The following is a 22,950-nucleotide window of genomic DNA, read 5'->3' as shown; positions in this document are numbered from 1 at the left end:
TACAAACGTCGGGTAAATCCGGCCCGGTATCTCCCCTGTTTCAGGGGAGTTTTTTCATACCCTGTTTTTGCCTGGCAGTTGGCGGTGTGCTAAGATTAGATTCGAGGTGACACTATGGATACCGATACGATTGCTGCGATCTCAACCCCGATGGGCGAAGGGGGCATCGCGGTCATCCGTGTCAGCGGACCGGAGGCGGTGTCGATCGCGGATAAAATATATAAGGGAAAGAAGAGTTTGGCCAGTGTGCCGAGCCATACGGTAAATTACGGTTTTATCATTGACCCGGAATCGAAAGAGAGAATTGATGAGGTTTTGGTAACCGTGATGAGAGCCCCGCGTACATTTACCCGGGAAGATGTGGTGGAAATCAGCTGCCATGGCGGAATGATTCCCGTCGAGCGGACTCTTGAGGCGCTGCTGGCGACAGGGGCCCGCCTGGCCGAACCGGGCGAATTTACAAAAAGGGCCTTTTTAAACGGGAGAATCGATCTTTCACAGGCAGAAGCAGTGATGGATCTGATTCGGGCCAAAACGGATCGCGCTGCCAAAATGGCGTTGGGCCAGCATGAAGGCAGGCTGTCGCGGATGATCAACCGGCTGCGCAACGAAATTTTGGAAGTGCTGGCTCATCTGGCGGTCAATGTGGATTATCCCGAATATGATGCCGAGGAAATGACGGCGAAGCTGTTGCGCGAACGGGCGCAAGAGATCGAACGGGAGATCGAGCGCCTGTTGAGTACCGCGCGCCAGGGCAAAATCATTCGTGAAGGAATCCACACTGCGATCGTGGGCAGACCCAATGTCGGCAAATCTTCGCTCATGAACGCCCTGACGCAGGAGAACAAGGCGATTGTAACCGATATCCCCGGGACCACCCGGGACGTGATCGAAGAATATGTCAATGTCAGGGGAATTCCGCTGCGTTTATTGGATACTGCCGGAATTCGCGAAACCGAGGATGTGGTTGAACGGATCGGTGTGGAGCGTTCCCGGCAGGCGCTGGAACAGGCCGACCTGATCCTGTTGGTTCTCAATTACGCGGAACCGTTGAACGAAGAGGATCGTCGGCTGCTCCAATGGGTGCGGAATCATACGGCACTGGTTATTGTCAATAAAACGGACCTGCCGCGGAAATTGGATCTTGATCAGGTAAGGGAGCTGTCCGGGGATCTGCCGATCATTACGACCTCATTAAAGGAAGAACGCGGAATCGAAGATTTGGAAGAAGCGATTTCACGGCTGTTTAAGTTGGGAAAAGTCGACATGGCGGATGGAACTTATGTCAGCAATGCCCGCCATATCCATCTCCTCAAAAAAGCGCTGGAGAGCGTGCGGGAAGTTTTGAATGGAATTGATGCCGGCATGCCGTTGGATATGGTGGAAATAGACTTGAAAAACGCCTGGCAGTTTCTGGGTGAAGTGATTGGCGATGCGGTGGCCGAAGATTTGATTGATCAGATTTTCTCCCAGTTTTGCTTGGGTAAATAAAGAGGTGAATCAAGGATGTCCTACCATGCGGGGAGTTATGATGTGATTGTGGTCGGAGCCGGACATGCGGGATGTGAAGCGGCATTGGCAGCCGCGCGAATGGGGTGCTCCACCTTGCTGTTGACGATCAGCCTCGACATGATCGCCTATATGCCATGCAATCCGTCGATCGGCGGCCCGGCCAAGGGGCATGTCGTCAGGGAAATCGATGCGCTGGGCGGTGAAATGGGGAAAAATATCGATAAAACCCATATTCAAATGCGCATGTTGAATACGGGAAAAGGACCGGCCGTTTATGCACTGCGGGCGCAGGCAGATAAAGTTTTGTACCAGCGGGAGATGAAAAAAACGCTGGAAACCACGCCAAATCTTGAGCTGATCCAGGGCATGGTGGAGAGGCTGATCGTGGAAAACGGGGTCTGCAAAGGGGTGGTGACGCGCACCGGCGCCCATTATACCTCCAAGGCAGTGGTGCTCACAACCGGAACCTATCTGCGCGGAAAGGTGATTATCGGGGATCTCTCGTATGAGAGCGGGCCCAATAACCAGCAGCCGTCGGTTAATCTGGCCCATCATCTCATAGAGCTGGGATTTGAAATGGTGCGGTTTAAAACGGGAACACCGCCCCGGGTAAACCGGAAATCGATTGACACCAGCCAGATGGAAATTCAGCCCGGCGATGAAGAGCCGCGTGCTTTCTCTTATGAGACGACCCGGTTTATCACAGACCAACTGCCTTGTTGGCTGACCTATACCAATGAAAAAACCCATCGTCTCATCCAGGAGAATCTCCATCGTGCCCCGATGTACTCCGGAACGATCGAGGGTCGCGGCCCCCGCTACTGCCCTTCGATTGAGGACAAAATCGTGCGCTTCGCCGACAAGGGCCGCCATCAGATCTTTATCGAACCGGAGGGCCGGGAGACCGAAGAGATGTATGTGCAGGGCTTATCCACCAGTCTGCCGGAAGATGTCCAGCTGAAGATGCTCCACACCATCAAGGGATTGGAAAAAGCGGAAATGATGCGTACCGGTTATGCGATTGAATATGACGCCATCGTTCCCACGCAGCTTTGGCCATCGCTGGAAACCAAGCGGGTGGAAGGACTGTTTACCGCCGGGCAGCTCAACGGCACGTCCGGATATGAAGAGGCAGCTGCGCAAGGCATTATGGCCGGAATCAATGCAGCCAGAAAAGTTCAGGGGAAAGATCCGGTGATTCTCGACCGGTCCCAGGCCTATATCGGCGTCCTGATCGATGACCTGGTCACCAAAGGGACCAATGAGCCTTATCGCCTTTTGACATCAAGGGCGGAGTACCGTCTGCTCTTGAGGCATGATAACGCTGATCTTCGCCTCACCGATCTCGGCTATGAGCTCGGTTTGATTTCTGAGGAACGGTATCGCCGCTTTACCGCCAAATGTGAAGCGATCGAAAAAGAAATTGCCCGTTTACGCGAAACGAAGGTACGTCCGACCGAAGAGGTTCAATCGATTTTGGAAGAGATGGGAACCTCGAGAATCAACAATGCCGTGCCGCTGGCCATGCTGATCAAACGGCCGGAGCTAGGCTACAAGGAAATCGCCCGGATGTCTCCGCCACCGGAACCGGTTGCGCCGGATGTGGCGGAACAGGTGGAAATCCAGCTGAAATACGAAGGTTACATCAAAAAGGCGTTGCAACAGGTAGAGAAAATGCGCCGCATGGAGGAAAAGCGGATTCCGGATTGGGTGGATTACGGGAAAATTGCCGGCATTTCCTCTGAGGCGCGGGAAAAGCTGGAACAAGTGCGTCCGATCTCGCTGGGGCAAGCGTCGCGCATTTCCGGAGTCAACCCTGCGGATATCTCCATTTTGATGGTGCATATCGAGCAAAATGGAAAGGCTTATGCGAAGTGAAACTTGGAGGGAACACGGTGCAGGAACATGGAGAGTGGTTGCAGCAGGCGGTCTCGGAATGGGGGCTTTTCCTTTCGGATCAACAGCTCAGGCAGTTTGCGCAGTATTTCGAGCGACTCGTGGAGACCAACAAAGTGATGAATCTGACGGCGATCACTGAACCGCGGGAGGTTTATGTCAAGCATTTTTATGATTCTTTGCTGTTGGCGAAGAGTTTGGATATAAAAGAGGTTGATTCGCTGATCGATGTGGGGACCGGTGCAGGCTTTCCGGGGATTCCGCTGAAAATCGCATTTCCCCATCTCCGGCTGGTGCTGTTGGATTCGCTCAAAAAGCGCGTTCAGTTTTTGCGGGAAACGGCCGACGCACTCGGCCTGAAAGAAGTGGAATGCGTTCATGGCCGTGCGGAAGACCTGGCAAAACAGAAGGGGTATCGCCAGTCTTTTGATTTGGTGACGGCGAGGGCCGTGGCCAGATTAAATGTCCTGGCGGAGTACTGTTTGCCATTTGTCAAAGTCGGAGGATATTTCGTATCGATGAAAGGGCCTTCCGTGGGCGAGGAGATAACGGAGGCCAAACGGGCGCTGTTTATCTTGGGCAAGACAACGGTGGAGAGAGAAGAGTTTCAGTTGCCGGAGGGAATGGGAACGAGGAATATTCTGATCATGAAAAAGCGGGATCAGACGCCCAAGGCGTATCCGCGTAAAGCAGGAACGCCCGCAAAGCAACCGCTGGTTTAAGTTCACATTCGCTTTTAAAAAAGGAAGCCGGATCTCCCTTTGTTCAGAGACGACGGCTTCCTTTTTTATCCGAGGTTATTGATCAGATTGTGCAGTCCGCGCAAAGCGATTTTCCTTTTTTCGACCTTGTCGATCTCCTGCCGTTTGCGGCTGTTTTGCGAGAAAGGGGTCATGAATTCCTCCCAGGAATTATAGCCGCCATAAGCATCCTCGAATTCAATATCGTCCCTTTTTAAACTGGAATCCCCCTCTTTCTCGGGTTCATCTTCGGGCTCGCGGCCAAACGGCTGAATCGTAGGCTGTCCGTTGGGGAACAGGCTGTGATCTTCTTCCTGGGGTGTCTCTTCCCAAAAAATGCTGGCGGGACGGTTAAGTTCTTTTTTTTCCCTTTGCTCAGTCAAAGATTGCAGACGCGCTTTTTTTTGGTTGCGGGAACGCCGTCTGGGAGAGAACGGTTCCAGCGGGAAAACATCTTGTTCCTGGTTGGCTTGTTCATTTTTGTCCGATTCGTATGAGTCGGAATCAAAGGATGTCCGGCTTGAAAACGGGCGTGGCTCAAAGGATGGATCATAACCATTTTGTTCATATTGCTGCGATTCAAATGTTTGCTGCCCCGTTTGGTTTGGCTGGTTTCTTTCGCCCGGATAGGCAAACGGCTTGAACATCGGGTCCTGAAAAAAGCCGGAGTCTTGGAAGAAATCATTGTCGAAGCTTTTGGAAATGGAGTCTTCCGCTTCTTCTTCCTCGTGGTCGGATTCACTGACTCCTTGCATGCGATGGTTTTCAGTCAACCGTTTGCGCAATTTCAATTCCCGTTCCCGATAAACCGGGGGAGTCTCTGAATCAACCACTTCGTCTTTTTGTTCAAAATCTTCCTGGAGGCCATTTCTCCCGTCGTAATAAGGGGTTTCTTGCCAACCGGAAACGGGTTCATCCTTGCTCTCCTCATCCTCTAACTTGATTCGCTCAAGATGATAGATGGGATATTCTTCTTCCATCTCCGGTTGCTCTTGAAAAGAGAATCTGTTTTTGTGGCGTCTGAATGCTTTTTTTCTCCGGGATCGTTCATTAAGAAACGGGTAAGGGGATACATACTCCACCTGTTGTGCTTCCAGCACTTCCGGATCTTCTCCGTCGGACAGTGAACCGATCGGGGAGAAAGGTTCAGGGGTGGAGGTTTTGCTCTCCTGTACCGATTCTCCTAAGGCGGGTTGCTGCACTTGGAACGTATAAGTGGTCGTTTCACCAAAAGGCGTTTGCAAAGTCTGCTTTTGGGAATAAATGCATCCGTCCGCATTCGCGTGCATAAAGCCGCCGGTCTGTGAGGAGGAATCGCCGTCCGGACTGGTTTGCTGGCCTATTTGCTGGCTGACCATCGTCGTCAGCATCTCTGCTGTCAAATGAATATAAAGGGGGTTCAACCCCTTTTCCTTCAAGGCTTCGACTGATGCCTGGCCTGATTTTCCCGTACCGATCACAATACAATCATACCGGGATTCAAACTGTGACATACACTCCCCCTCCTTTTGCTGACTCCGGCTGTGCCTGTTGTTCCATTTGCATTGGAAGGGGCACAGCACTCATTTGTCAAAATTTTCCCCGAATGGTTGATAAGAAGTGAGCCCCCCAGGGTCACCCATGGGGGGAACAGGGATTACTTTTTCGCTTTCGCCTCTTTTTTGCTTTCACCCAGGGCATCTGGGACGGAGAATTCTTGTTGAATCGAAGCAGCTGCTTCAAGCATTTCTTTAGTCGGAACGGTTCGCGCTTTGGATTGGGCGAACTTGCAAAGTCCGAAACCATTGGCAAATTGTGCTTCAATGCCATAATCTTCAGCAAAGATGAGCTTGTCGCCGAAGCGTTCGCGGTAGAAAGGTTTAAACGGAATCGAAGCACCGCCGGTCAGGATGATATAGGTAATGTCATCGCCGTAGTCGAGCCGGTTCCAAACTTCTTCCACCAAAGCTTCCCCGACTTCCCTGATGCATTCCTGGACGATGGGGCTGACGTCGTGCGTTTTTCCTTTGAAGCTGATTTCACCTGAACGAACAATGCGCGGCAGGCTCCAGATCGGATATTCCTTCCCGTGACCGTCCGGGTCTGCATTGCGTGTAAAATCGAGCAGGCGTTTTGCCAGGGTGTGATAAACATTCAGCATCGCGTGACGCGACGTGAAGCTTTGGCGTTTAATGATCGTTTCTCCGTGCAATGTTTCGATATCGGATGTGCCAAAGCCAAGGTCGTTGATGCTTACTTTTTGAATGAACAAATCTTCGTTTAACAGTTTGCCTTCACGGTCGAGGGCGATATGGAACAAGGTGGCCATCGGCTGGCTGATTACGAAGAGATTTTCCCGCTTAATTTCAAATTCGATTTTGCGCCAGGGGAGGTTTCCTTGTTTCACTTCAAAACTGTGTTTGCCCACCAGACGGCGTTTCAACTCATCTTTGTAGTCGATGTAGCTGTCGGTTGGCAATGCGACGGATACAACCGGTTCGGTGCTTCCTTGCAGCATGAGGCCGGTGCTGACGCGGAACATGATCAGATATTCTTGTTCACGGAACCAGGTTGGGCTGAACAGACGACGCTTGTGGGAGTCGAACAATTCGTCATCGCCGGCTTGCTCGATGGCCAGCTTGCCGCAGAACCATTCGCGATCCCCTTCGCGCTCGCGGTACATAATATTGTGAGGGTCATTATTATAAGTGATTTCACCGACACGGTTTGGTACGACCATGTTACGGATAAACATTTTATAAAACTTTCCGTTGGCACGGGTAACCACTTTTGTTCCGTAATAACCCTGGTCATTCCCTATGTATACAGGTGCACTCATTTTTCAGATATCCTCCTCAAGTGAATGAAATCCCCTTCTTCCCACGATTCTATCAATTGTGAAGCCCAAGGGTCAACATAGAATGACCAATAACGACAAAGTTCTTCAAATATCGTCGATTTTCGGATCAGAGAAGAAGTTTGGGCTGTGAAAGTATTTGCAGACCGGGCGCGATCCCCCTTAAACTGCCGAGTTTCCGGTCTGTGACAATCCTCGAAAATTTGACGCGTTTCAGCCGGGGAACGCAGATGAATGGTTAATGTTCCACGTGGAACAAAGAACTCTGTTGTGCGGATCAGTCCAAATGCAGGAACGGGAGCCGGATGGGCATATTCTTACAAAACGATGACAGTTCATATCTTGATTTTCGATCTTGATCAGGAGATTAGGAGGTAGATGGTAATCGGCAGCGAAATGGTAATAATAAGTGGCCCGGCGTCAGAAAGGTGCGGAATTCAAATCATCGGCGGTAAGGTTGGGTCTTTGAATCCTGGAAAATACGTGCGTCCATCGTTTTACGCCATCCATTTACGCCCGTTTTGAAATAGGTTTCCAGACTAAGGTGGTGGCTGTGTTGATGAAAGAGTCGTTTTCGCGACTGTTTGGTCTGGTTGAGAAGGAAACCGACCAGATTAAACAAATTTCTGTGGAGGCAATTGTCCCTAGCCCTTATCAGCCTCGCACATTGTTTCACGAAGAACGGATAGATGAGCTCTGTCAAACGATTCGTGTCCATGGTGTGATTCAGCCGATTGTCGTTCGCCGCAAGGGTCAGGGATATGAATTGATTGCGGGAGAAAGGCGGCTGCGGGCGGTTAAAAAGTTGGGGATGACGACCGTGCCCGCAGTGATCCGGGATATGTCCGACAGCCAGGCGGCTTCTGCCGCACTGATTGAAAATCTTCAGCGGGAAGGGTTGACTGCGATTGAAGAGGCTCATGCCTATCAAAAACTGATTGAGCTGCACCAATTGACGCAGGAGAGCCTGGCGCAACGCCTCGGCAAAGGACAGTCCACGATTGCGAACAAGTTGCGCTTGTTGCAACTTCCCCAAGCCGTTCAGGAGGAATTGCTGAAACGGACCATAACCGAACGGCATGCCCGCTCCCTGTTGGCCTTGAAAGAACCGAGCCGGCAATTGGAAGTGCTGAAAGAGATTTTGGAACGGGACTTAAATGTGAAACAGACCGAGGAACGGGTTCGGCGGTTGCTGGAGAAGGAGCCGGCCGCACCGAAAAAGAAAGGGAAACGAAAGTCCGTCTCTCGCGATTTCCGGATTGCCATCAATACCATTCGCCAATCGATCGATATGGTAAAGCAGACGGGGATGGATGTGTTGACTGATGAGAAGGATCATCAGGATTATGTGGAACTTGTCATCCGTATTCCTAAATAATTTGGTTCACTTGTCTGATTTTTTCCTTCCGTTGGAGAAAAACGTTCATTAAAATAAAGAAAGGATCGAAATGTAATATTGAGGCAAAAACGCCTCTTTTTCTTTATTTTTGCGCTGCTCCCTGCTTGTTTCGGGAGAAGGGGAGGAGCCGTTCAGCGGATCATTTTCTTCTTGTTGAGTCAGGTGTCTGAATGAATCCGTTCGGGAAAAGGGCATCATTTGTCAAACACCACCCCCGGGATTTGGATGGGACAAAACCAGGAGGGGATTGGTGCTTCGCTGATGGCCATTTGAAACGCGGGAAGGTCAGGGGGGGGAACCCTGCGCCCTCGACTGCAAAAACTTTCAGAAAAGGAAGAGGCCGCAGTTCCGATGTCGCCTCGGAGATGGAATGCAAGAGCGGTTTGGGGTCTGGTTAAAGGAAAAGAGGTGGAAAAATGGGGAAAGTGATTGCGATTGCGAATCAGAAAGGGGGCGTCGGAAAAACGACGACGTCGATCAATTTGTCTGCCGGCATCGCCTCTCTCGGAAAACGGGTTTTAATTGTTGATATTGATCCGCAGGGAAATACGACCAGTGGACTTGGCATCAATAAGGGCGATGTCGAACGCTGTGTCTATGATGTTTTGATGAACGAGGCACCGGTCGAGGAAGTGCTGATTCCATCGATCGTCGAAAATCTCTATGTGATTCCGGCGACTATTCAACTGGCGGGGGTTGAAATTGAATTATCGCAGGCCATCTCACGGGAACTGCGGCTGAAACGGGCATTGCAATCAGTGAAACAGGATTTTGATTATATTTTTATCGATTGTCCTCCATCACTGGGGATTATTACATTAAATGCGTTAACCGCAGCCGAATCTGTCCTCATTCCGATTCAGTGTGAGTTTTATGCTCTGGAAGGATTGGGACAGCTGTTGAATACGATTCGCATTGTGCAAAAACACTTAAACAAAAACCTGGGAGTGGAAGGCGTTCTGCTGACCATGTTCGATAGCAGAACCAATTTGTCCGTTCAGGTGATGGACGAAGTGAAAAAGTACTTTCAGCAAAAGGTTTACCGGACAGTGATCCCGCGAAACGTTCGGCTCAGTGAGGCACCAAGCCACGGGAAGCCGATCATCACATATGATCCGAAATCGCGTGGTGCTTTATGCTATAACGAACTGGCGAAAGAAGTGGTGATGCAAAATGAGTAACAAAGGCCTCGGACGAGGGCTTGGCGCTTTGTTTCAAGTGGATGTGACGACAGAGGAGGATCATGTTCACGAGGCGGAAATAACGGATTTGCGCCCGAATCCCTATCAGCCGCGCAAACATTTTGATGATGAACTGCTGCAGGAATTGACCGAATCGATTAAACAGCATGGAATAGTCCAACCATTGGTTGTGAGAAAAAGCATTCGCGGCTATGAAATTGTCGCAGGAGAGCGCCGTTTTCGCGCTGCCAAAGCGGCCGGGCTGACGAAAGTTCCGGTGGTCGTTCGTGAGTTTACAGACGATCAGATGATGGAGATTGCGCTTGTTGAGAATTTGCAACGGGAAGATCTCAATCCGATGGAAGTGGCCCACGCCTATCAGAAATTGATGAAGCATTTGTCGGTTACCCAGGAAGAATTGGCAGAACGAGTGGGAAAAAGCCGTCCCCATGTCGCCAATTTTTTGCGTTTGCTGCAATTGCCGCCGCAAGTTCAAGATGATGTTTCACGTGGAACATTGTCAATGGGACATGCCCGGGCGCTTCTGGGCGTAAAAGATGCGGATTTGCTCATCAAGCTGGCGGAGAAGGTGAAAAAAGAAAAGCCAAGTGTACGCCAGCTGGAGGAATGGGTGCAACAGCTCAATCAGACAATGCCCAAGAAAGAACGGAAAAAGAGCAAAGAAAAATTGGACCCGCAGATTAAACACTATGAAGATCTGTTGCAGCAAGTTTTCAGTACGCCGGTTCGCATCAAGCACGGGCGGAAAAAAGGGAAAATCGAGATCGAGTATTATTCCGATCGGGAGTTGGAACGGCTGATTGAATTGTTAAATCAAGAAAGAGTGGTCGGAGGAAGGTAGGCGGCGCAGGCAGTGAGCGGCTTCATTGATGAATACGAGTTTAACCGGGTCCTTGAAGGGACCCTTCTGTCTTTTACCAGACCGGAGATGATTTTATCTTAAACTTTTCATCATCGTGAAAAGGAGGAATCCGACATTGATTTATCTTGATAATGCTGCTTCCACATGGCCCAAACCTCCAGGGGTTTCTGATGCTGTTAAAAAGGCCATCGATGAGTTTGGTGCCAATCCGGGGAGGGGAGGCCACCAGCTGGCGGTAAAAGCAGCGCAAACGATTGAAGAGACTAGGGAGAAACTTGCCCGGCTGTTTGGGGTGCGGGATCCGAATCATCTGCTCTTTTGCCAGAATACGACCCATGCTCTGAATATGGCCATTAAGGGCATCTTAAAGCCGGGAGATCATGTGATCATCACGGCATGGGAGCATAATGCGGTGGCACGCCCCGTCTATTGGCTGGAAAAAGAAGCAAAGGTTGAGGTTACGGTTGTGGACGGAAAGGATGAACGCGCAGACTGGACCTCTTTGCTGGAGGAGCAAATTCGCAAGAAAACACGGATGCTGATTACGATTCACGGCTCCAATGTGACAGGGGAAGTTTTACCGATTGCGGAGCTGGGCGAGATGGCGAAAAAGCATGGCATTCTCTATTTGGTTGATGCGGCGCAAACGGCGGGATTACTCTCTTTTCATTTGGATGAAATGCCGATCGACCTGCTTGCTTTTCCCGGACATAAAAGCTTGTTTGGCCCGCAGGGAACGGGCGGGCTTTACGTAAAACCGGATGTTCCCTTGCAACCCCTGCTTCAGGGCGGGACGGGAAATCGCTCGGAAGAAGTGGAGCAGCCGTTGGAACGTCCTTACGGATATGAGAGCGGAACTCCCAATACCCCCGGGATTGCCGGGCTTGGGGCAGGAATCGATTTTATTATGAAAACAGGATTGAGAGAGATTTACCGGCATGAACAGGAGTTGACCCGTCAGCTGTGGGAAGGATTGCAAGCGATTGAAGGTGTCACGGTTCTGACTTCCGCTGCACCCGCATTGCCGATTGTTTCATTTACTATGGAAAATGCGGATGGAATTGAGGTGGCGACGATCCTCGACCAGCATTATCAGATAGCAGTACGTGCCGGATTTCATTGCGCTGCGCTGAAACACCGAAGTCTGAAGACGGAGCATGGAGCTGTTCGGGTCAGTCCCGGATATTTCAATACAAAAGAGCAGATCACAGCCGTGATCGATGCGGTTCGGGAAATCGCCGCCGCTTTTAAATACGAGTGACTGATTTATTTCGGGAGGATGAAATCCGGAGGCGAGAGGAGTCAAACCAATGGCCATCCGCTCCCGGACGGTTGATCGGAGAAGATCTTTTGGCTTTTTTCGCGAAACGGACTGAAAGAAAAAAGAGGCTCTCATGCAAGTGAGAGCGAGGTTTGGTTTACCGCCCTGACGATCGAGTTGGAAATAATTTCGGCCATTTTCATGACCAAGCTCAGGCGGGTATTTTGTAAAACGAAATATTCCATAAATCCGGCCACGTTCACAATTCCTGTAATATGGATCTGGCCAACTTCCGGCAACTCTTTGTGCACTCCTGCCCCGGGTTTGACCGGCCCCAATCCTAACTGAATCTGTCCGACGCTTTTCAATTGACCCAGGCAGGCATCGATGGCCAGAACAGTAGCCGTACGATGTTCCTGATGCAGCATTTGCACGGTTTGTTCGAGGTTGAGCGCATGGACAGGCTCGTCCAATGTCCCGTAAACCGTGAGTGAACCCGGCATTTTTTGTTTGAGGAGTGTACCGACCAAAGGTCCGAGGGCATCACCGGTAGAGCGGTCTGTCCCGATACAGACACAAACGATTTCCGGGCTGGGCAGAAACCGGTGAAGAGCTAGTGCCAACTGAGTTGAGAACCTCTGGTCTGCCGCGGGATCAGTATATTCAACCCGAAATGGGAGAGGAGACAGAGACCGCTTCCGAATGGACGGAATTTCTCTCATTTATTCTTGACCTCCGCAAAAAACTCTTTCATAGTATACGGCTGTATTCGGAAAAATATACATTTGCCCATGAAAACGGCTGAAGAAAGAATCGAGGCTTTCTCACACCCTGCTGAAACAAAAAAGGCGGTGTGGAAATACATTCCCGAGCCGCTTAAACGGGTTGTCATCATTGGAGATGCCGGCAGCGGGGGCGGATAATGAATCTGCTGCCTGAATGAGTAAAATGGTTGAATTGGCGCAGGCCAGTTTCTATAATGTTAGCAATCAAAAAGGAGAGAGGGATCGCATTTGCAAAAAAAGGAATTTGGACTCGGGGATATTGTCGAGATGAAAAAACCGCACCCGTGTGGAACCAATGCCTGGAAAATCATCCGCATGGGTGCAGATATCCGCATGAAATGCACCGGATGTGAGCACAGTGTCCTTTTGCCCCGTTCCCGTTTTGAAAAGCGATTGAAGCGCATTCTGGTTTCTGCCGCACAAGAACGAGCTGAACGAGAGTAAGCCTCCGGCGGAGATCAACATGGTCACCGCCGAATGGAAAAGAAGGCGGCGGGATGCATGGAAGGAAATCGTGGTTTCCGCTATAATGAACAAGGGTTTGATTATGGGATTCGGAATTGGATCACGATGGAGGAGGAACGCAAAAAGTGGCGTTAGCAACTGGGATCGTGGGCTTGCCCAATGTAGGAAAATCAACATTATTTAATGCAATTACCCAAGCGGGGGCCGAATCGGCCAATTACCCTTTTTGTACGATTGACCCCAATGTCGGGGTGGTTGACGTGCCGGATGAACGTTTGATGAAACTGGCGCAAATCGTCAATCCGCAGCGGATTGTTCCCACATCATTTCAATTTGTGGATATTGCCGGACTGGTCAAAGGAGCGAGCCGCGGAGAAGGGTTGGGAAACAAATTTCTGTCCCACATCCGTGAAGTGGATGCGATTATCCATGTCGTGCGCTGTTTTGAAGATGAAAATATTACGCACGTAGCCGGAAAGGTTGATCCGGCCAGCGATATCGAAACAATTAACCTCGAGCTGGTGCTGGCAGATTTGGAAACAGTGGAAAAGCGGCTTGATCGGGTGGCCCGCCAGAAAAAGAGCGGGGATAAAGCGGCGATTGCCGAACACGGGATTTTAACCCGTTTGCAGCAAGCGCTGGCCGAAGGGAAACCGGCCCGTACCGTCAGCCTGGATCCGGATGAAAGGAAACTGATCAAGAGTTTAAATCTGCTTACGCTCAAAAATGTTCTCTATGCCGCCAATGTCAATGAGGGAGACCTGGCCAATCCGGAAGCCAATCCGTATGTTCAGATCGTCAAACGGATTGCTGCGGAGGAAGGAGCCGAAGTGGTGCCGATCAGTGCGCAAGTGGAAGCGGAAATCGCCGAACTTGAAGGGGAAGAACGGGCCATGTTTCTTGAGGAATTGGGTCTCTCCTCCTCAGGGCTGGATCGCTTGATAGCAGCCGCTTACCGTTTGCTCGGCCTGATCACATATTTTACCGCGGGCGAAAAAGAAGTCCGGGCCTGGACGATTCGCCAGGGCACAAAAGCCCCGCAAGCGGCCGGAGTGATTCATTCCGACTTTGAACGAGGGTTTATCCGGGCGGAAGTGATCGGTTACGAGGACTTGCTGAATGCCGGTTCCCTCGCGGCGGCACGGGAAAAAGGGTTATTGCGTTTAGAGGGAAAAGAGTATGTGGTCCGGGACGGGGATATTATGACGTTCCGATTCAATGTGTAAGCGGGAGACAATCAAAATCCCTTCCCGCCGTCGGCACGATTTTTAGAGAGCAAATCCGATTCAAACATTGATTTATTCCGGGCTGTTTGCTAAAATGTATAATCGTACATGTAGAGAGAATTCATGTTCTCCTTGCTCTGCGACAGGCAGGGCCGTACAGTCCAGAAGGAGGTGTGGAAGATGACTCACAACTATGAAATCATGTTCATCGTTCGTCCTGACGTTGATGAAGAAACCGTGAAAGCGTGCCGCGAAAAAGTGCAAGCAACCATCGCGCAACACGGCGGGGAAATCATCAACGCGGATGACATGGGTAAACGCCGTCTCGCTTACGAGATCGATTCCTACCGTGAAGGGATCTACACGGTTTATACATTCCGTGCGTCTGCCGATGTTGTGAAAGAACTTGATCATGTGGTTCGCATCAATGATAACTTCATGCGTCATATGATCATTAACATCGATGAAAAATAATCGCCTGTTTATTCGATAAATGAAGGTTGATCATGCAAAGGGGAGAGGTTATCCATGATAAATCGGGTCATCCTGGTAGGACGGCTGACGCGTGATCCGGAGCTTCGGTATACGTCGAGCGGTGTGGCCGTAGCGAGATTCAGCATTGCGGTTAACCGCAACTACACGAATCAAAACGGAGAACGCGAAGCGGATTTTATCAATATCGTCACTTGGCGGGGACTGGCCGAAAACTGCGCCAACTACCTCAGAAAAGGTTCTCTGGTCGGTGTGGACGGCCGTCTGCAGACCGGGAAATACGAAAATCAGGAAGGGCGTACGGTCTATACGACAGATGTCGTGGCCGATGATGTTCGCTTTCTTGAGCCGAAAAACCGCAGTGAATCCTCTGCTCCGGGCTTTGGTGGAAGCTCCTTTGGCGGGGGAAGCACTTACAACAAAGGAAACAAGCCGATGGATGACCCCTTTGCTGATGACGGACAACCGATTGATATCTCTGATGATGATCTGCCTTTCTAATCTGAACGTCTGAATCGCAAACAGGAAGGGGGAAAAGAGAATGGCTCGTCGCCGCGGAAACAAACGCCGCAAAGTCTGCTACTTTACCGTCAATAAAATCGATTACATCGATTACAAAGATGTAGACTTGCTGCGCAAGTTTATCAGCGAGCGTGGTAAAATTCTGCCGCGCCGTGTAACGGGAACCAGCTCCAAATACCAACGCCAGTTGACCCGTGCCATCAAACGGGCTCGTCAAATGGCTCTGTTGCCATACACCAATGATTGATCGCAAAAACAGGGGTGAGATTGATGCCCCTGTTTTTGTATAATAAGCAGGAAATCGGCTCTTTTATGTGGAAATTTCTCCTAAACTTGCAGTATTTTGGAGGAGTGCAACCATATGAGCCGGCCTGAACGGGGAGTGCAATTCGCCAAAAGCATAAAAGTGATTGATTGGTTGAAAACCGAGGTTTTGGACCAGATTGCCACCCTTTTTAAGGGGATTCATTATGCCAATCAGCACATGATCATAGATAGTTTATCCAGTTTGGCTATTTCCGTGTACGTGTTGGCGAGAAGAATGGGATTTTCTTTTCGGGAACTTGATCAAGCGGTTTCGCAGAAGCTGCGTGAACACGCCAGGGAAGGCCACCAGTTGGAAGAGTGGTATGGCGATTTGTCCTCTCTTGATGATTATTTAAACAAGAGGTGACATTCAATTTGCCGCAGGATCTGAAAGGGATCATAAAGGACGGCCTTCTTATGTCAGGGCTTTTTCTCTTATTGCTCGCCTCGCTCAGTATTTCCTTCATTCCCATGATCACCTTTTGGCTTCTCCCGCTGCCGTTTCTTTTGCTGAGCGTGAAAAGGCCTTCGGCAGCGCTGATCATTTCGCTCATCCCCTTGGGCGTGGCGTTTGTCTTTTTCCCCGCAATCTCCGCTCTGCTCGCCTTATTCGCATGGTTTATGGGAAGCATCATGGGGTATTGCTATCGCCATTCGGCAACGACAGGAGCTGATGTGGTGTTGAGCGGGGTTGCATCTGGGGCTGTTGGTTCCTGGGGATTTTTGTATGTGGGAGAATCATTTCATCTGTTCGATTGGGTAAAGGCGATTTGGCAGACAGAATCGCTTCGTATGGAAGAGATATTGCAGGAATCGGGAGCAGGGGCACAGGCGTTGGAGGCCTTATCGAATGGAACCATGGTCCCGCCTGTGTTTTTTAACCTTATCGGTCTTATGGCTCTCATCACCTTTTATACCGCCAGAAGCTGGTTGTCGCGTCAGGGATTTCAGAGAAAAACGTTGCCTGCTTTTCATGAGTGGCGGTTACCGAAGGTGTTTTTCTATTTTTACTTATTAACCCTTGTTGCTTTATACTTCTTTCCTTCCGTGGTTGGATTACACGGGGGGATCAGCGTTTTGACCATTTTGCATGAGCTGTTCCTGATCCAGGGATTTGGATTTATTCATTTTCTGTTGCACCGCAAGGGAAAAAGCGGAGGATGGCTGATCCTTTTGGTTCCAGTCTCAATCATTACGCCAATTTCGCTGTTGATCCAGTTTTTGGGCATGATTGATGCGGCGACATTGCTGCGTCAAAAATTATCCAAATGACAAGCGGTGGGGGATTTGAGATGGAAGAGATTGTTTTGGGAGCGGGAGTTGCTCTTAAAATGAACTAGGGTAAAATAAAAGTTGGATGCGACTGTAATTTGCCTTTGCAGGATTAGTTTGAGGGGATCGAATATGCCGAAATTTATTATACAACGATGGCACGGATATCACATGGTTTTTGCCATGTGTTTCAGTTTGATTTTAGTTGCTCTGCTTTCCACCTATCGCTGGATCTACGGGATTATGGGCCTTGTGTTTTTCGCCGTGCTGGCCCTGGTTTTATACAAGGCGGAACGCGCTTTTCGCAAGGACTTTTCCGAATATGTCTTAACGCTGTCCAATCGTGTGAAAAACGCGGGGCAGGCGGCGATGAACCAGATGCCGATCGGTGTACTCCTTTATGGCAGGGACGGACAGATAGAATGGCACAACCCTTTTGTCCCTCGGATGGTGAATCGGGAACGTTTGGTGGGGGAGAGTCTGGAAGAGATCTTCCCCGAACTGAAACGGTCGAAAGAGGAGGATGATCAGACGTTTCTGATCCAACTCGGGGATAAGGTTTACCAAGTGATCCATGAAGAAGAAGAGCGTCTCTTCTTTTTCCGTGACATCACCAGCCTGGAATCGCTGAAACAGCAGTTGCGCGATGAACAAACTGTTTTGGGTTTGATCCACTTGGACAACTTTGACGAATCAGGCCAGGGGTTGTCCGATCAGGAGAGCACCTTGTTGTTGTCGAACGTGTCTGGAGCGATCTCGAAGTGGGCATTGGAATACGATATTTCCCTCAAACGAATTGATACGGACAAGATGTTTTTTGTCACGCACCACCGGTCGTTACAGCGATTGATGAAAACGCGTTTCGATATACTGGATGTCGTCAGGGAGATGACGAGGCAATACAAGATTCCGATCACGCTCAGCATCGGTGTGGCCAGCGTCGGAAAAAGCATGGTGGAGCGGGCGCAGAATGCCGCAGCCGCTCTTGATGTTGCCCTGGCCCGTGGTGGAGACCAGGCGGCTGTCCAGGAAGGGGAGAAAATCGTCTTCTTTGGGGGCAAGACGAATGCCGTTGAAAAACGGACGCGGGTGCGCGCTCGCGTCATTTCGCATGCGATGAGCAATTTGCTGCGGGACAGCAAGCGCGTCGTCGTGATGGGGCACACCCAACCGGATATGGACGCGCTGGGTGCGGCGATCGGCGTCTTGAAATTTGCACAGATTAATGATTGTGAAGCTTACATTGTCCTCGACGAGGAGAGCTCTTCGATTGAGCGTCTGTTAACCGCGATCAGGCAGCATGATTATCTGGGTGAATATCTCATTCATCCGGAAAAAGCGCTCGCCTGGGTTGAGGATCCCGATACCCTGTTGATTTTGGTCGACACGCACAAGCCGTCGCTGGTGATGGAACCGAAGCTGGTGGAGCGCGCCAAGCGCATTGTGATTATCGATCACCATCGCCGCGGAGAAGACTTTGTCAAAGACCCCGTCCTTGTCTATCTTGAGCCTTATGCATCTTCCACGAGTGAACTGGTCACGGAATTATTGCAATATCAGGATGGTCGCCTGGCGATGGATACGCTGGAGGCGACAGCCCTGTTGGCGGGCATTGTCGTTGATACTAAAAACTTTGCCTTTCGCGCCGGTTCCCGCACTTTTGAGGCGGCTTCTTTCTTGCGCAGACACGGGGCTGACCTGATGATGGTGCAATCCCTGTTGAAAGAGGATTTATCCCAGTATGTGAAACGGGCGGAGATCATCCGGAAGGCTGAAGTTTTGGACGGTGGGATTGCCGTTGCTGTTGGAGATGAGGAAGAAGAATATGATCAATTGCTGATTGCCCAGGCAGCCGATACCCTGCTCAATATGCGCGGGGTTCGCGCCTCGTTTGTCATCGGGAGACGTGAAGACGGTTTGGTCTCGATCAGCGCGCGTTCGCAGGGGGAAATCAATGTACAGCTGGTGATGGAAGCGTTGGGAGGCGGAGGGCATCTGACCAATGCCGCCTGTCAATTGAAGAATCTGTCGCTGGAAGAGGCGAAAGCACGTTTGGTTGACACATTAAAAGAAACAGTTGAAAGTGGGGGGCAGAAACGATGAAAGTGATTTTGCTCAAAGATGTGAAAGGAACCGGAAAAAAAGGGGAAGTCAAAGAAGTGGCCGAGGGTTATGCCCGCAATTATCTCATTCCCCGCAAGCTGGCAGTGATGGCGACGGAAGGAAATCTCAATTCGCTGAAAGACCAAAAACGGCGTGAGGAAAAACGGAAAGAAGAAGAGCGGATCGAAGCGAAGCGTCTGGGGGAAAAGCTGAGCGGGCTGACAGTCAAGTTAACGACCAAAACCGGCGAGGGCGGACGAATTTTCGGTTCCATCACTTCCAAGCAAATCAGCCAGGCACTCAAAAAGCAGTTTCAACTGGATGTGGACAAAAAGAAAATTCAGCTGGATGAACCGATTCGTACCCTCGGCGTGACAAAAGTGCCGGTCAAACTCCATCCTGAAGTGACGGCAGAACTTTCGGTGCAAGTGGTTGAAGAGTAAGCTCATGGCACTCCACTTGGAATGGAGTGCTTTTTTATGGCGATGGGAGGGATAACCTGTGAGTGATCTGTTTGCTGACCGTCTTCCCCCGTATAATCATGAGGCGGAGCAAGCGGTCCTCGGTGCGATCCTCATCGAACCGTCGGTTTTGATTTCGGTCAATGAGCGATTGCGCCCCGAGGATTTTTATCGCCAAGCACATCAACGTCTGTTCCAAGTGATGAATGAATTGGCTGAAAAAGGGGAACCGGTCGATCTGGTGACCTTGACTGCTGAACTGAGTGACCGCAAGCTGTTGGAGGAAGTGGGGGGCGTGCCCTACCTGAACGAACTGGCGGGTGTCGTTCCCACCGCGGCCAATGCGGAGTATTATGCCAAAATCGTTGAGGAAAAAGCGATTTTGCGGCGTTTGATTCGCACGGCAACGCAAATCGCCGCGACCGGATATTCCGGCAACGGGGATGTCAACGAGATATTGAATGAGGCGGAAAAACGGATTCTGGAGATCGCCGGACGTCGGGTTCGGGGAAGCGGCTTTATCCCCATCCATGATGTTTTGATGGAATCCTATGAGCAGATTGAGGCACAGCATTTCAATAAAAGCGGAATCAGCGGAACCCCCACCGGTTTTGTCGATTTGGATCGCATGACTTCCGGATTGAAGGGCTCGGAGCTAATCATACTGGCGGCCCGGCCCAGCATGGGGAAAACCGCATTTGCTCTGAACCTGGCGCAGAATGTCGGGGTGCGTGCGGGAAAAACAGTGGCTCTTTTCAGTCTGGAGATGTCCGCTTCCCAATTGGTGATGCGGATGCTGGCAGCGGAGGGAAACATTGATGCCCAAGGATTTCGCTCGGGGAATCTGAGTGAAGAAGATTGGGAAAAGCTGACAATGGCGATGAGTACGCTCAGTGAAGCCCCGATCTTTATCGATGACACTCCCGGTCTTACCGTTTACGATATCCGGGCCAAGCTTCGCCGGCTGCAGGCCGAACACGGGCTGGGACTGGTCGTGATCGACTACTTGCAGCTGATCACGGGCCGGGGAGGGGAGAGCCGCCAGCAGGAAATCTCCGAGATCTCCCGCTCGCTGAAACTGATCGCCCGTGAATTTGATGTGCCGGTCATCGCCTTGTCGCAGTTGTCCCGTGCGGTGGAACAGAGACAGGATAAGCGGCCGATGCTGTCCGATCTCAGGGAATCGGGTTCGATTGAACAAGATGCTGACGTCGTGGCCTTTTTATACCGGGATGATTATTATAATGAGGAATCGGAGAAAAAAAATATTGCCGAACTCATTATCGGGAAACAGCGGAACGGCCCGGTAGGAAAAGTGGAACTGCTCTTTCTGAAGAACTACAACAAATTTTTGAGTCTTGAGTTGCGGCAAAAGGAATTTGTCGAATAATTAAGCTGGAAAGTCAATATAATGTTCGTGTATTTCGTTGACTTATGTGTATTTAATTGTTAAAATGAGTTCGTTGAGTGAAAAATGTTCGGGAATTGTTTTTAATCCTTATTAGGAGGAACGAATCATGTCCACGGTCGTAGTGGTAGGAACCCAGTGGGGAGATGAAGGCAAAGGAAAAATCACTGATTTTCTGGCGGAAAAAGCAGAAGCGGTTGCCCGTTACCAAGGTGGAAACAATGCCGGCCATACCATCGTGTTTGGGGGAACCCGATACAAACTGCACATGATTCCCTCAGGTATTTTCTACAAAGAGAAGATCTGTGTTTTGGGCAATGGGATGGTCATCAATCCGGTGGCGCTGGTAAAAGAGCTCGATTACTTGGAAGAGCATGGCGTAAAGGCGGACAATCTCCGCATTTCCGACCGCGCCCATGTGATCATGCCCTATCACATTAAATTGGATTTGGCTGAGGAAAAAAGCAAGGGAGCCGGAAAGATCGGAACGACGGGGAAAGGAATCGGACCGGCTTATATGGACAAGGCTGCACGGGTAGGAATTCGCATCAGCGACTTGCTTGATCCGGAAGTATTCAAGGAAAAGCTGACCCGGAACCTTGAAGAGAAAAACCGCATTTTGGATCGCCTGTACGAGACCGAAGGGTGCAAATTTGAAGAAGTATATGAAACGTATCTCGCTTGTGCCGAGCGAATCCGCCCCTATGTGACCGACACGTCCGTCGTCTTAAATGACGCGATTGACCAGGGGAAACGCGTGCTGTTTGAAGGAGCGCAAGGGGTGATGCTGGATATCGACCAAGGAACCTATCCTTTTGTGACTTCTTCCAATCCGGTAGCCGGAGGCGTTTGCATCGGTTCAGGTGTCGGCCCGACGAAAATCCACCAGGTGATCGGCGTGGCCAAAGCTTATACCACCCGGGTGGGAGATGGCCCGTTCCCGACCGAACTGTTCAACGAGATCGGGGAGCAAATTCGCGAGGTTGGGCGTGAGTACGGAACGACGACCGGGCGGCCGCGACGCGTGGGCTGGTTTGATTCCGTCGTGGTGCGCCATGCCCGCCGGGTAAGCGGTATCACCGGTCTCTCCCTGAATTCGCTCGATGTGTTGACCGGACTGGATACGGTAAAAATCTGCGTCGCTTATGAATGCGAAGGGAAGCGGATTGAAAATTATCCGGCCAATTTGAACCTGTTGAAAAAATGCAAACCGATTTATGAGGAGCTTCCGGGATGGAAAACGGATATTACCGGGGTTCGCAGCTACAGTGATCTTCCGGAAGAAACCAAGCGCTATGTAGAACGGATTTCCCAACTGACAGGTATTCCGATTGCGATTTTCTCGGTAGGGCCGGACCGTGATCAAACGATCCAGGTTCGCCCTGTCTATGCGTAAAGAACTTCTGACTCATAAAAAAGCACCGGCTGATGCAAAAAGGCCGGTGTTTTTTTATGCCGTTTTAACAGGTCCCGTTCACTTGTGGTACGTTTCTCCCCGATTGATCTTGAATGCCCGGTAGATTTGTTCCAGCAGAAAGAGGCGGATCAGTTGATGGGGAAAGGTCATGGATGAAAAGGATAAGGACAGATCGGCGGATGCAGTCACTTGTGGCGATAAACCGTAAGAACCGCCGATGATGAAATGAAGATGGCTTTTTCCGTAGGTAGCCAGCTTGTCGAGCTTCTTTGCAAAAGCTGGGGAAGAGAGTGATTTGCCTTCAATTTCCAGTGCGATCGTGTATGCGTCCGGAGAGAGATGGCGCATGATCCGCTCCCCTTCTTTGGCGACGATCTGTTCCATTTCCGTTTTATGGACGGGATCGGAAGCCTTTTCTTCCGCTACTTCGATCACTTCCACTTTCGCATAGGGCTTCAGCCGCTTCAGATACTCAGCACATGCCTGTTGCAGATATTTTTCCTTTAGTTTGCCAACGGCTATCACATCGATTTTCATGGAAATTCTTTAACTCCTTTTATTCCCCGGGGTTTACCCAAAGACGGTAAGCAGGCCGGTTCCCGCACCAGCCGCACTTTGCTTCGTTGTCATCTCCGCGATAAAGTTCCATTTCAGGAGCGAGTGAGGTATCATCCACAATTTCATCGAGAATAATGTCGATATGTTCATTACAAGCGTACCAAACGTGTTCTGTGTTCATGTTTTCACTCCATGATTATATAAAGTTATTCATAAGTTATCCACAA

23 protein-coding genes are annotated in these 22,950 nt (G+C 50.4%); 18 read left to right on the top strand and 5 right to left on the bottom strand.

Features of this window, described 5'->3' with window-relative positions:
• The first annotated feature begins 114 nt into the window (after positions 1-114).
• From mnmE to rsmG, 3 genes are read left to right on the top strand one after another with little or no spacing between them, the layout of a single operon-like run.
• The gene (gene mnmE / locus I8U17_RS08965) at positions 115-1,491 is read left to right on the top strand and encodes a tRNA uridine-5-carboxymethylaminomethyl(34) synthesis GTPase MnmE (RefSeq protein ID WP_033100486.1); all 1,377 of its coding nucleotides are present in this window, start codon (positions 115-117) and stop codon (positions 1,489-1,491) included.
• Positions 1,492-1,506: 15 nt separating this feature from the next.
• Positions 1,507-3,390, top strand: a complete 1,884-nt coding sequence (gene mnmG / locus I8U17_RS08960; RefSeq protein ID WP_033100485.1) for a tRNA uridine-5-carboxymethylaminomethyl(34) synthesis enzyme MnmG — start codon at positions 1,507-1,509, stop codon at positions 3,388-3,390.
• A 17-nt stretch (positions 3,391-3,407) separates the two neighbouring features.
• Positions 3,408-4,130 (top strand): 16S rRNA (guanine(527)-N(7))-methyltransferase RsmG, encoded by a 723-nt coding sequence (gene rsmG, locus I8U17_RS08955; protein ID WP_198059297.1) that lies wholly within the window; start codon positions 3,408-3,410, stop codon positions 4,128-4,130.
• 65 nt (positions 4,131-4,195) lie between these two features.
• Here the strand turns inward: rsmG and I8U17_RS08950 are convergent, their stop codons facing one another.
• Both I8U17_RS08950 and I8U17_RS08945 read right to left on the bottom strand, forming a co-directional pair.
• Positions 4,196-5,641, bottom strand: a complete 1,446-nt coding sequence (locus tag I8U17_RS08950) for a hypothetical protein (protein WP_033100484.1) — start codon at positions 5,639-5,641, stop codon at positions 4,196-4,198.
• Between the two features lie 143 nt (positions 5,642-5,784).
• Positions 5,785-6,966, bottom strand: a complete 1,182-nt coding sequence (locus I8U17_RS08945) for a ParM/StbA family protein (RefSeq protein WP_033100483.1) — start codon at positions 6,964-6,966, stop codon at positions 5,785-5,787.
• A 571-nt stretch (positions 6,967-7,537) separates the two neighbouring features.
• On the opposite strand from I8U17_RS08945, the gene noc reads away from it, so the two are divergent.
• The 4 genes from noc (at position 7,538) to I8U17_RS08925 (ending at position 11,708) form a co-directional block, all read left to right on the top strand.
• Positions 7,538-8,362 carry a nucleoid occlusion protein gene (noc, locus tag I8U17_RS08940; RefSeq protein ID WP_033100482.1) on the top strand — a complete coding sequence of 275 codons (825 nt, stop codon included), beginning with the start codon at positions 7,538-7,540 and terminating at the stop codon, positions 8,360-8,362.
• A 437-nt stretch (positions 8,363-8,799) separates the two neighbouring features.
• Positions 8,800-9,564: a ParA family protein gene (locus tag I8U17_RS08935; protein WP_033100481.1), complete on the top strand. Its 765-nt coding sequence runs from the start codon at positions 8,800-8,802 to the stop codon at positions 9,562-9,564.
• Positions 9,557-10,426 (top strand): ParB/RepB/Spo0J family partition protein, encoded by an 870-nt coding sequence (locus tag I8U17_RS08930; RefSeq protein ID WP_033100480.1) that lies wholly within the window; start codon positions 9,557-9,559, stop codon positions 10,424-10,426. The genes I8U17_RS08935 and I8U17_RS08930 overlap by 8 nt, the downstream gene beginning before the upstream one ends.
• 136 nt (positions 10,427-10,562) lie before the next feature.
• Entirely contained in the window at positions 10,563-11,708 is a 1,146-nt protein-coding gene (locus I8U17_RS08925; protein ID WP_033100479.1) for an aminotransferase class V-fold PLP-dependent enzyme, read from the top strand.
• Between the two features lie 131 nt (positions 11,709-11,839).
• Here I8U17_RS08925 and yyaC read toward each other — a convergent pair whose 3' ends face one another.
• Positions 11,840-12,430 carry a spore protease YyaC gene (yyaC, locus tag I8U17_RS08920; protein ID WP_033100478.1) on the bottom strand — a complete coding sequence of 197 codons (591 nt, stop codon included), beginning with the start codon at positions 12,428-12,430 and terminating at the stop codon, positions 11,840-11,842.
• 291 nt (positions 12,431-12,721) lie between these two features.
• Here yyaC and I8U17_RS08915 point away from each other — a divergent pair, with 291 nt between their 5' ends.
• The 11 genes from I8U17_RS08915 to I8U17_RS08865 all read left to right on the top strand — a co-directional run bounded on the left by I8U17_RS08915 (position 12,722) and on the right by I8U17_RS08865 (position 22,144).
• The gene (locus I8U17_RS08915) at positions 12,722-12,937 is read left to right on the top strand and encodes a DUF951 domain-containing protein (RefSeq protein ID WP_033100477.1); all 216 of its coding nucleotides are present in this window, start codon (positions 12,722-12,724) and stop codon (positions 12,935-12,937) included.
• A gap of 146 nt (positions 12,938-13,083) precedes the next feature.
• A complete protein-coding gene (gene ychF, locus I8U17_RS08910) occupies positions 13,084-14,184 on the top strand; it encodes a redox-regulated ATPase YchF (RefSeq protein ID WP_033100476.1) in 1,101 nt (366 codons plus the stop codon).
• A 180-nt stretch (positions 14,185-14,364) separates the two neighbouring features.
• A complete protein-coding gene (gene rpsF / locus I8U17_RS08905) occupies positions 14,365-14,658 on the top strand; it encodes a 30S ribosomal protein S6 (protein ID WP_033100475.1) in 294 nt (97 codons plus the stop codon).
• 54 nt (positions 14,659-14,712) lie between these two features.
• Entirely contained in the window at positions 14,713-15,177 is a 465-nt protein-coding gene (ssb, locus tag I8U17_RS08900; RefSeq protein WP_033100474.1) for a single-stranded DNA-binding protein, read from the top strand.
• Positions 15,178-15,217: 40 nt separating this feature from the next.
• Entirely contained in the window at positions 15,218-15,445 is a 228-nt protein-coding gene (gene rpsR, locus I8U17_RS08895) for a 30S ribosomal protein S18 (RefSeq protein WP_033100473.1), read from the top strand.
• Between the two features lie 114 nt (positions 15,446-15,559).
• Positions 15,560-15,871, top strand: a complete 312-nt coding sequence (locus tag I8U17_RS08890) for a MazG-like family protein (protein WP_033100472.1) — start codon at positions 15,560-15,562, stop codon at positions 15,869-15,871.
• Positions 15,872-15,921: 50 nt separating this feature from the next.
• Positions 15,922-16,776, top strand: coding sequence for a DUF2232 domain-containing protein (locus I8U17_RS08885; protein ID WP_152568512.1), 855 nt, complete (start codon positions 15,922-15,924; stop codon positions 16,774-16,776).
• 132 nt (positions 16,777-16,908) lie between these two features.
• Positions 16,909-18,879, top strand: a complete 1,971-nt coding sequence (locus I8U17_RS08880) for a DHH family phosphoesterase (protein ID WP_198055581.1) — start codon at positions 16,909-16,911, stop codon at positions 18,877-18,879.
• Positions 18,876-19,322 (top strand): 50S ribosomal protein L9, encoded by a 447-nt coding sequence (gene rplI / locus I8U17_RS08875; protein WP_033100469.1) that lies wholly within the window; start codon positions 18,876-18,878, stop codon positions 19,320-19,322. Before I8U17_RS08880 ends, rplI begins: the two co-directional genes overlap by 4 nt.
• Positions 19,323-19,380: 58 nt before the next feature.
• Positions 19,381-20,730, top strand: a complete 1,350-nt coding sequence (gene dnaB, locus I8U17_RS08870; protein WP_033100468.1) for a replicative DNA helicase — start codon at positions 19,381-19,383, stop codon at positions 20,728-20,730.
• A gap of 127 nt (positions 20,731-20,857) precedes the next feature.
• Positions 20,858-22,144 carry an adenylosuccinate synthase gene (locus I8U17_RS08865; protein WP_033100467.1) on the top strand — a complete coding sequence of 429 codons (1,287 nt, stop codon included), beginning with the start codon at positions 20,858-20,860 and terminating at the stop codon, positions 22,142-22,144.
• 78 nt (positions 22,145-22,222) lie between these two features.
• On the opposite strand, the gene rlmH is transcribed toward I8U17_RS08865, so the two are convergent.
• Together rlmH and I8U17_RS08855 are read right to left on the bottom strand one after the other, a co-directional pair.
• Positions 22,223-22,702 (bottom strand): 23S rRNA (pseudouridine(1915)-N(3))-methyltransferase RlmH, encoded by a 480-nt coding sequence (gene rlmH / locus I8U17_RS08860; RefSeq protein WP_198059296.1) that lies wholly within the window; start codon positions 22,700-22,702, stop codon positions 22,223-22,225.
• A gap of 19 nt (positions 22,703-22,721) precedes the next feature.
• On the bottom strand, positions 22,722-22,904 hold the full coding sequence (locus tag I8U17_RS08855) for a CxxH/CxxC protein (protein ID WP_033100465.1): 183 nt from the start codon (positions 22,902-22,904) through the stop codon (positions 22,722-22,724).
• Between the last annotated feature and the right edge of the window lie 46 nt (positions 22,905-22,950).

The organism is Thermoactinomyces sp. CICC 10521 (genome assembly GCF_016055135.1).
Taxonomy (GTDB): domain Bacteria; phylum Bacillota; class Bacilli; order Thermoactinomycetales; family Thermoactinomycetaceae; genus Thermoactinomyces_A; species Thermoactinomyces_A daqus.
The sequence above is the reverse complement of the archived record's forward strand: the minus strand, read 5'-3'. Positions and strand labels throughout refer to the sequence as shown.

Coding starts and splice junctions, on each gene's coding strand:
- mnmE (WP_033100486.1), top strand. CDS start 115: ATGGATACCGATACGATTGCTGCGATCTCAACCCCGATGGGCGAAGGG.
- mnmG (WP_033100485.1), top strand. CDS start 1,507: ATGTCCTACCATGCGGGGAGTTATGATGTGATTGTGGTCGGAGCCGGA.
- I8U17_RS08950 (WP_033100484.1), bottom strand. CDS start 5,641: ATGTCACAGTTTGAATCCCGGTATGATTGTATTGTGATCGGTACGGGA.
- I8U17_RS08945 (WP_033100483.1), bottom strand. CDS start 6,966: ATGAGTGCACCTGTATACATAGGGAATGACCAGGGTTATTACGGAACA.
- I8U17_RS08935 (WP_033100481.1), top strand. CDS start 8,800: ATGGGGAAAGTGATTGCGATTGCGAATCAGAAAGGGGGCGTCGGAAAA.
- I8U17_RS08930 (WP_033100480.1), top strand. CDS start 9,557: ATGAGTAACAAAGGCCTCGGACGAGGGCTTGGCGCTTTGTTTCAAGTG.
- yyaC (WP_033100478.1), bottom strand. CDS start 12,430: ATGAGAGAAATTCCGTCCATTCGGAAGCGGTCTCTGTCTCCTCTCCCA.
- rpsF (WP_033100475.1), top strand. CDS start 14,365: ATGACTCACAACTATGAAATCATGTTCATCGTTCGTCCTGACGTTGAT.
- ssb (WP_033100474.1), top strand. CDS start 14,713: ATGATAAATCGGGTCATCCTGGTAGGACGGCTGACGCGTGATCCGGAG.
- rpsR (WP_033100473.1), top strand. CDS start 15,218: ATGGCTCGTCGCCGCGGAAACAAACGCCGCAAAGTCTGCTACTTTACC.
- I8U17_RS08890 (WP_033100472.1), top strand. CDS start 15,560: ATGAGCCGGCCTGAACGGGGAGTGCAATTCGCCAAAAGCATAAAAGTG.
- I8U17_RS08885 (WP_152568512.1), top strand. CDS start 15,922: ATGTCAGGGCTTTTTCTCTTATTGCTCGCCTCGCTCAGTATTTCCTTC.
- I8U17_RS08880 (WP_198055581.1), top strand. CDS start 16,909: ATGCCGAAATTTATTATACAACGATGGCACGGATATCACATGGTTTTT.
- rplI (WP_033100469.1), top strand. CDS start 18,876: ATGAAAGTGATTTTGCTCAAAGATGTGAAAGGAACCGGAAAAAAAGGG.
- I8U17_RS08865 (WP_033100467.1), top strand. CDS start 20,858: ATGTCCACGGTCGTAGTGGTAGGAACCCAGTGGGGAGATGAAGGCAAA.
- rlmH (WP_198059296.1), bottom strand. CDS start 22,702: ATGAAAATCGATGTGATAGCCGTTGGCAAACTAAAGGAAAAATATCTG.
- I8U17_RS08855 (WP_033100465.1), bottom strand. CDS start 22,904: ATGAACACAGAACACGTTTGGTACGCTTGTAATGAACATATCGACATT.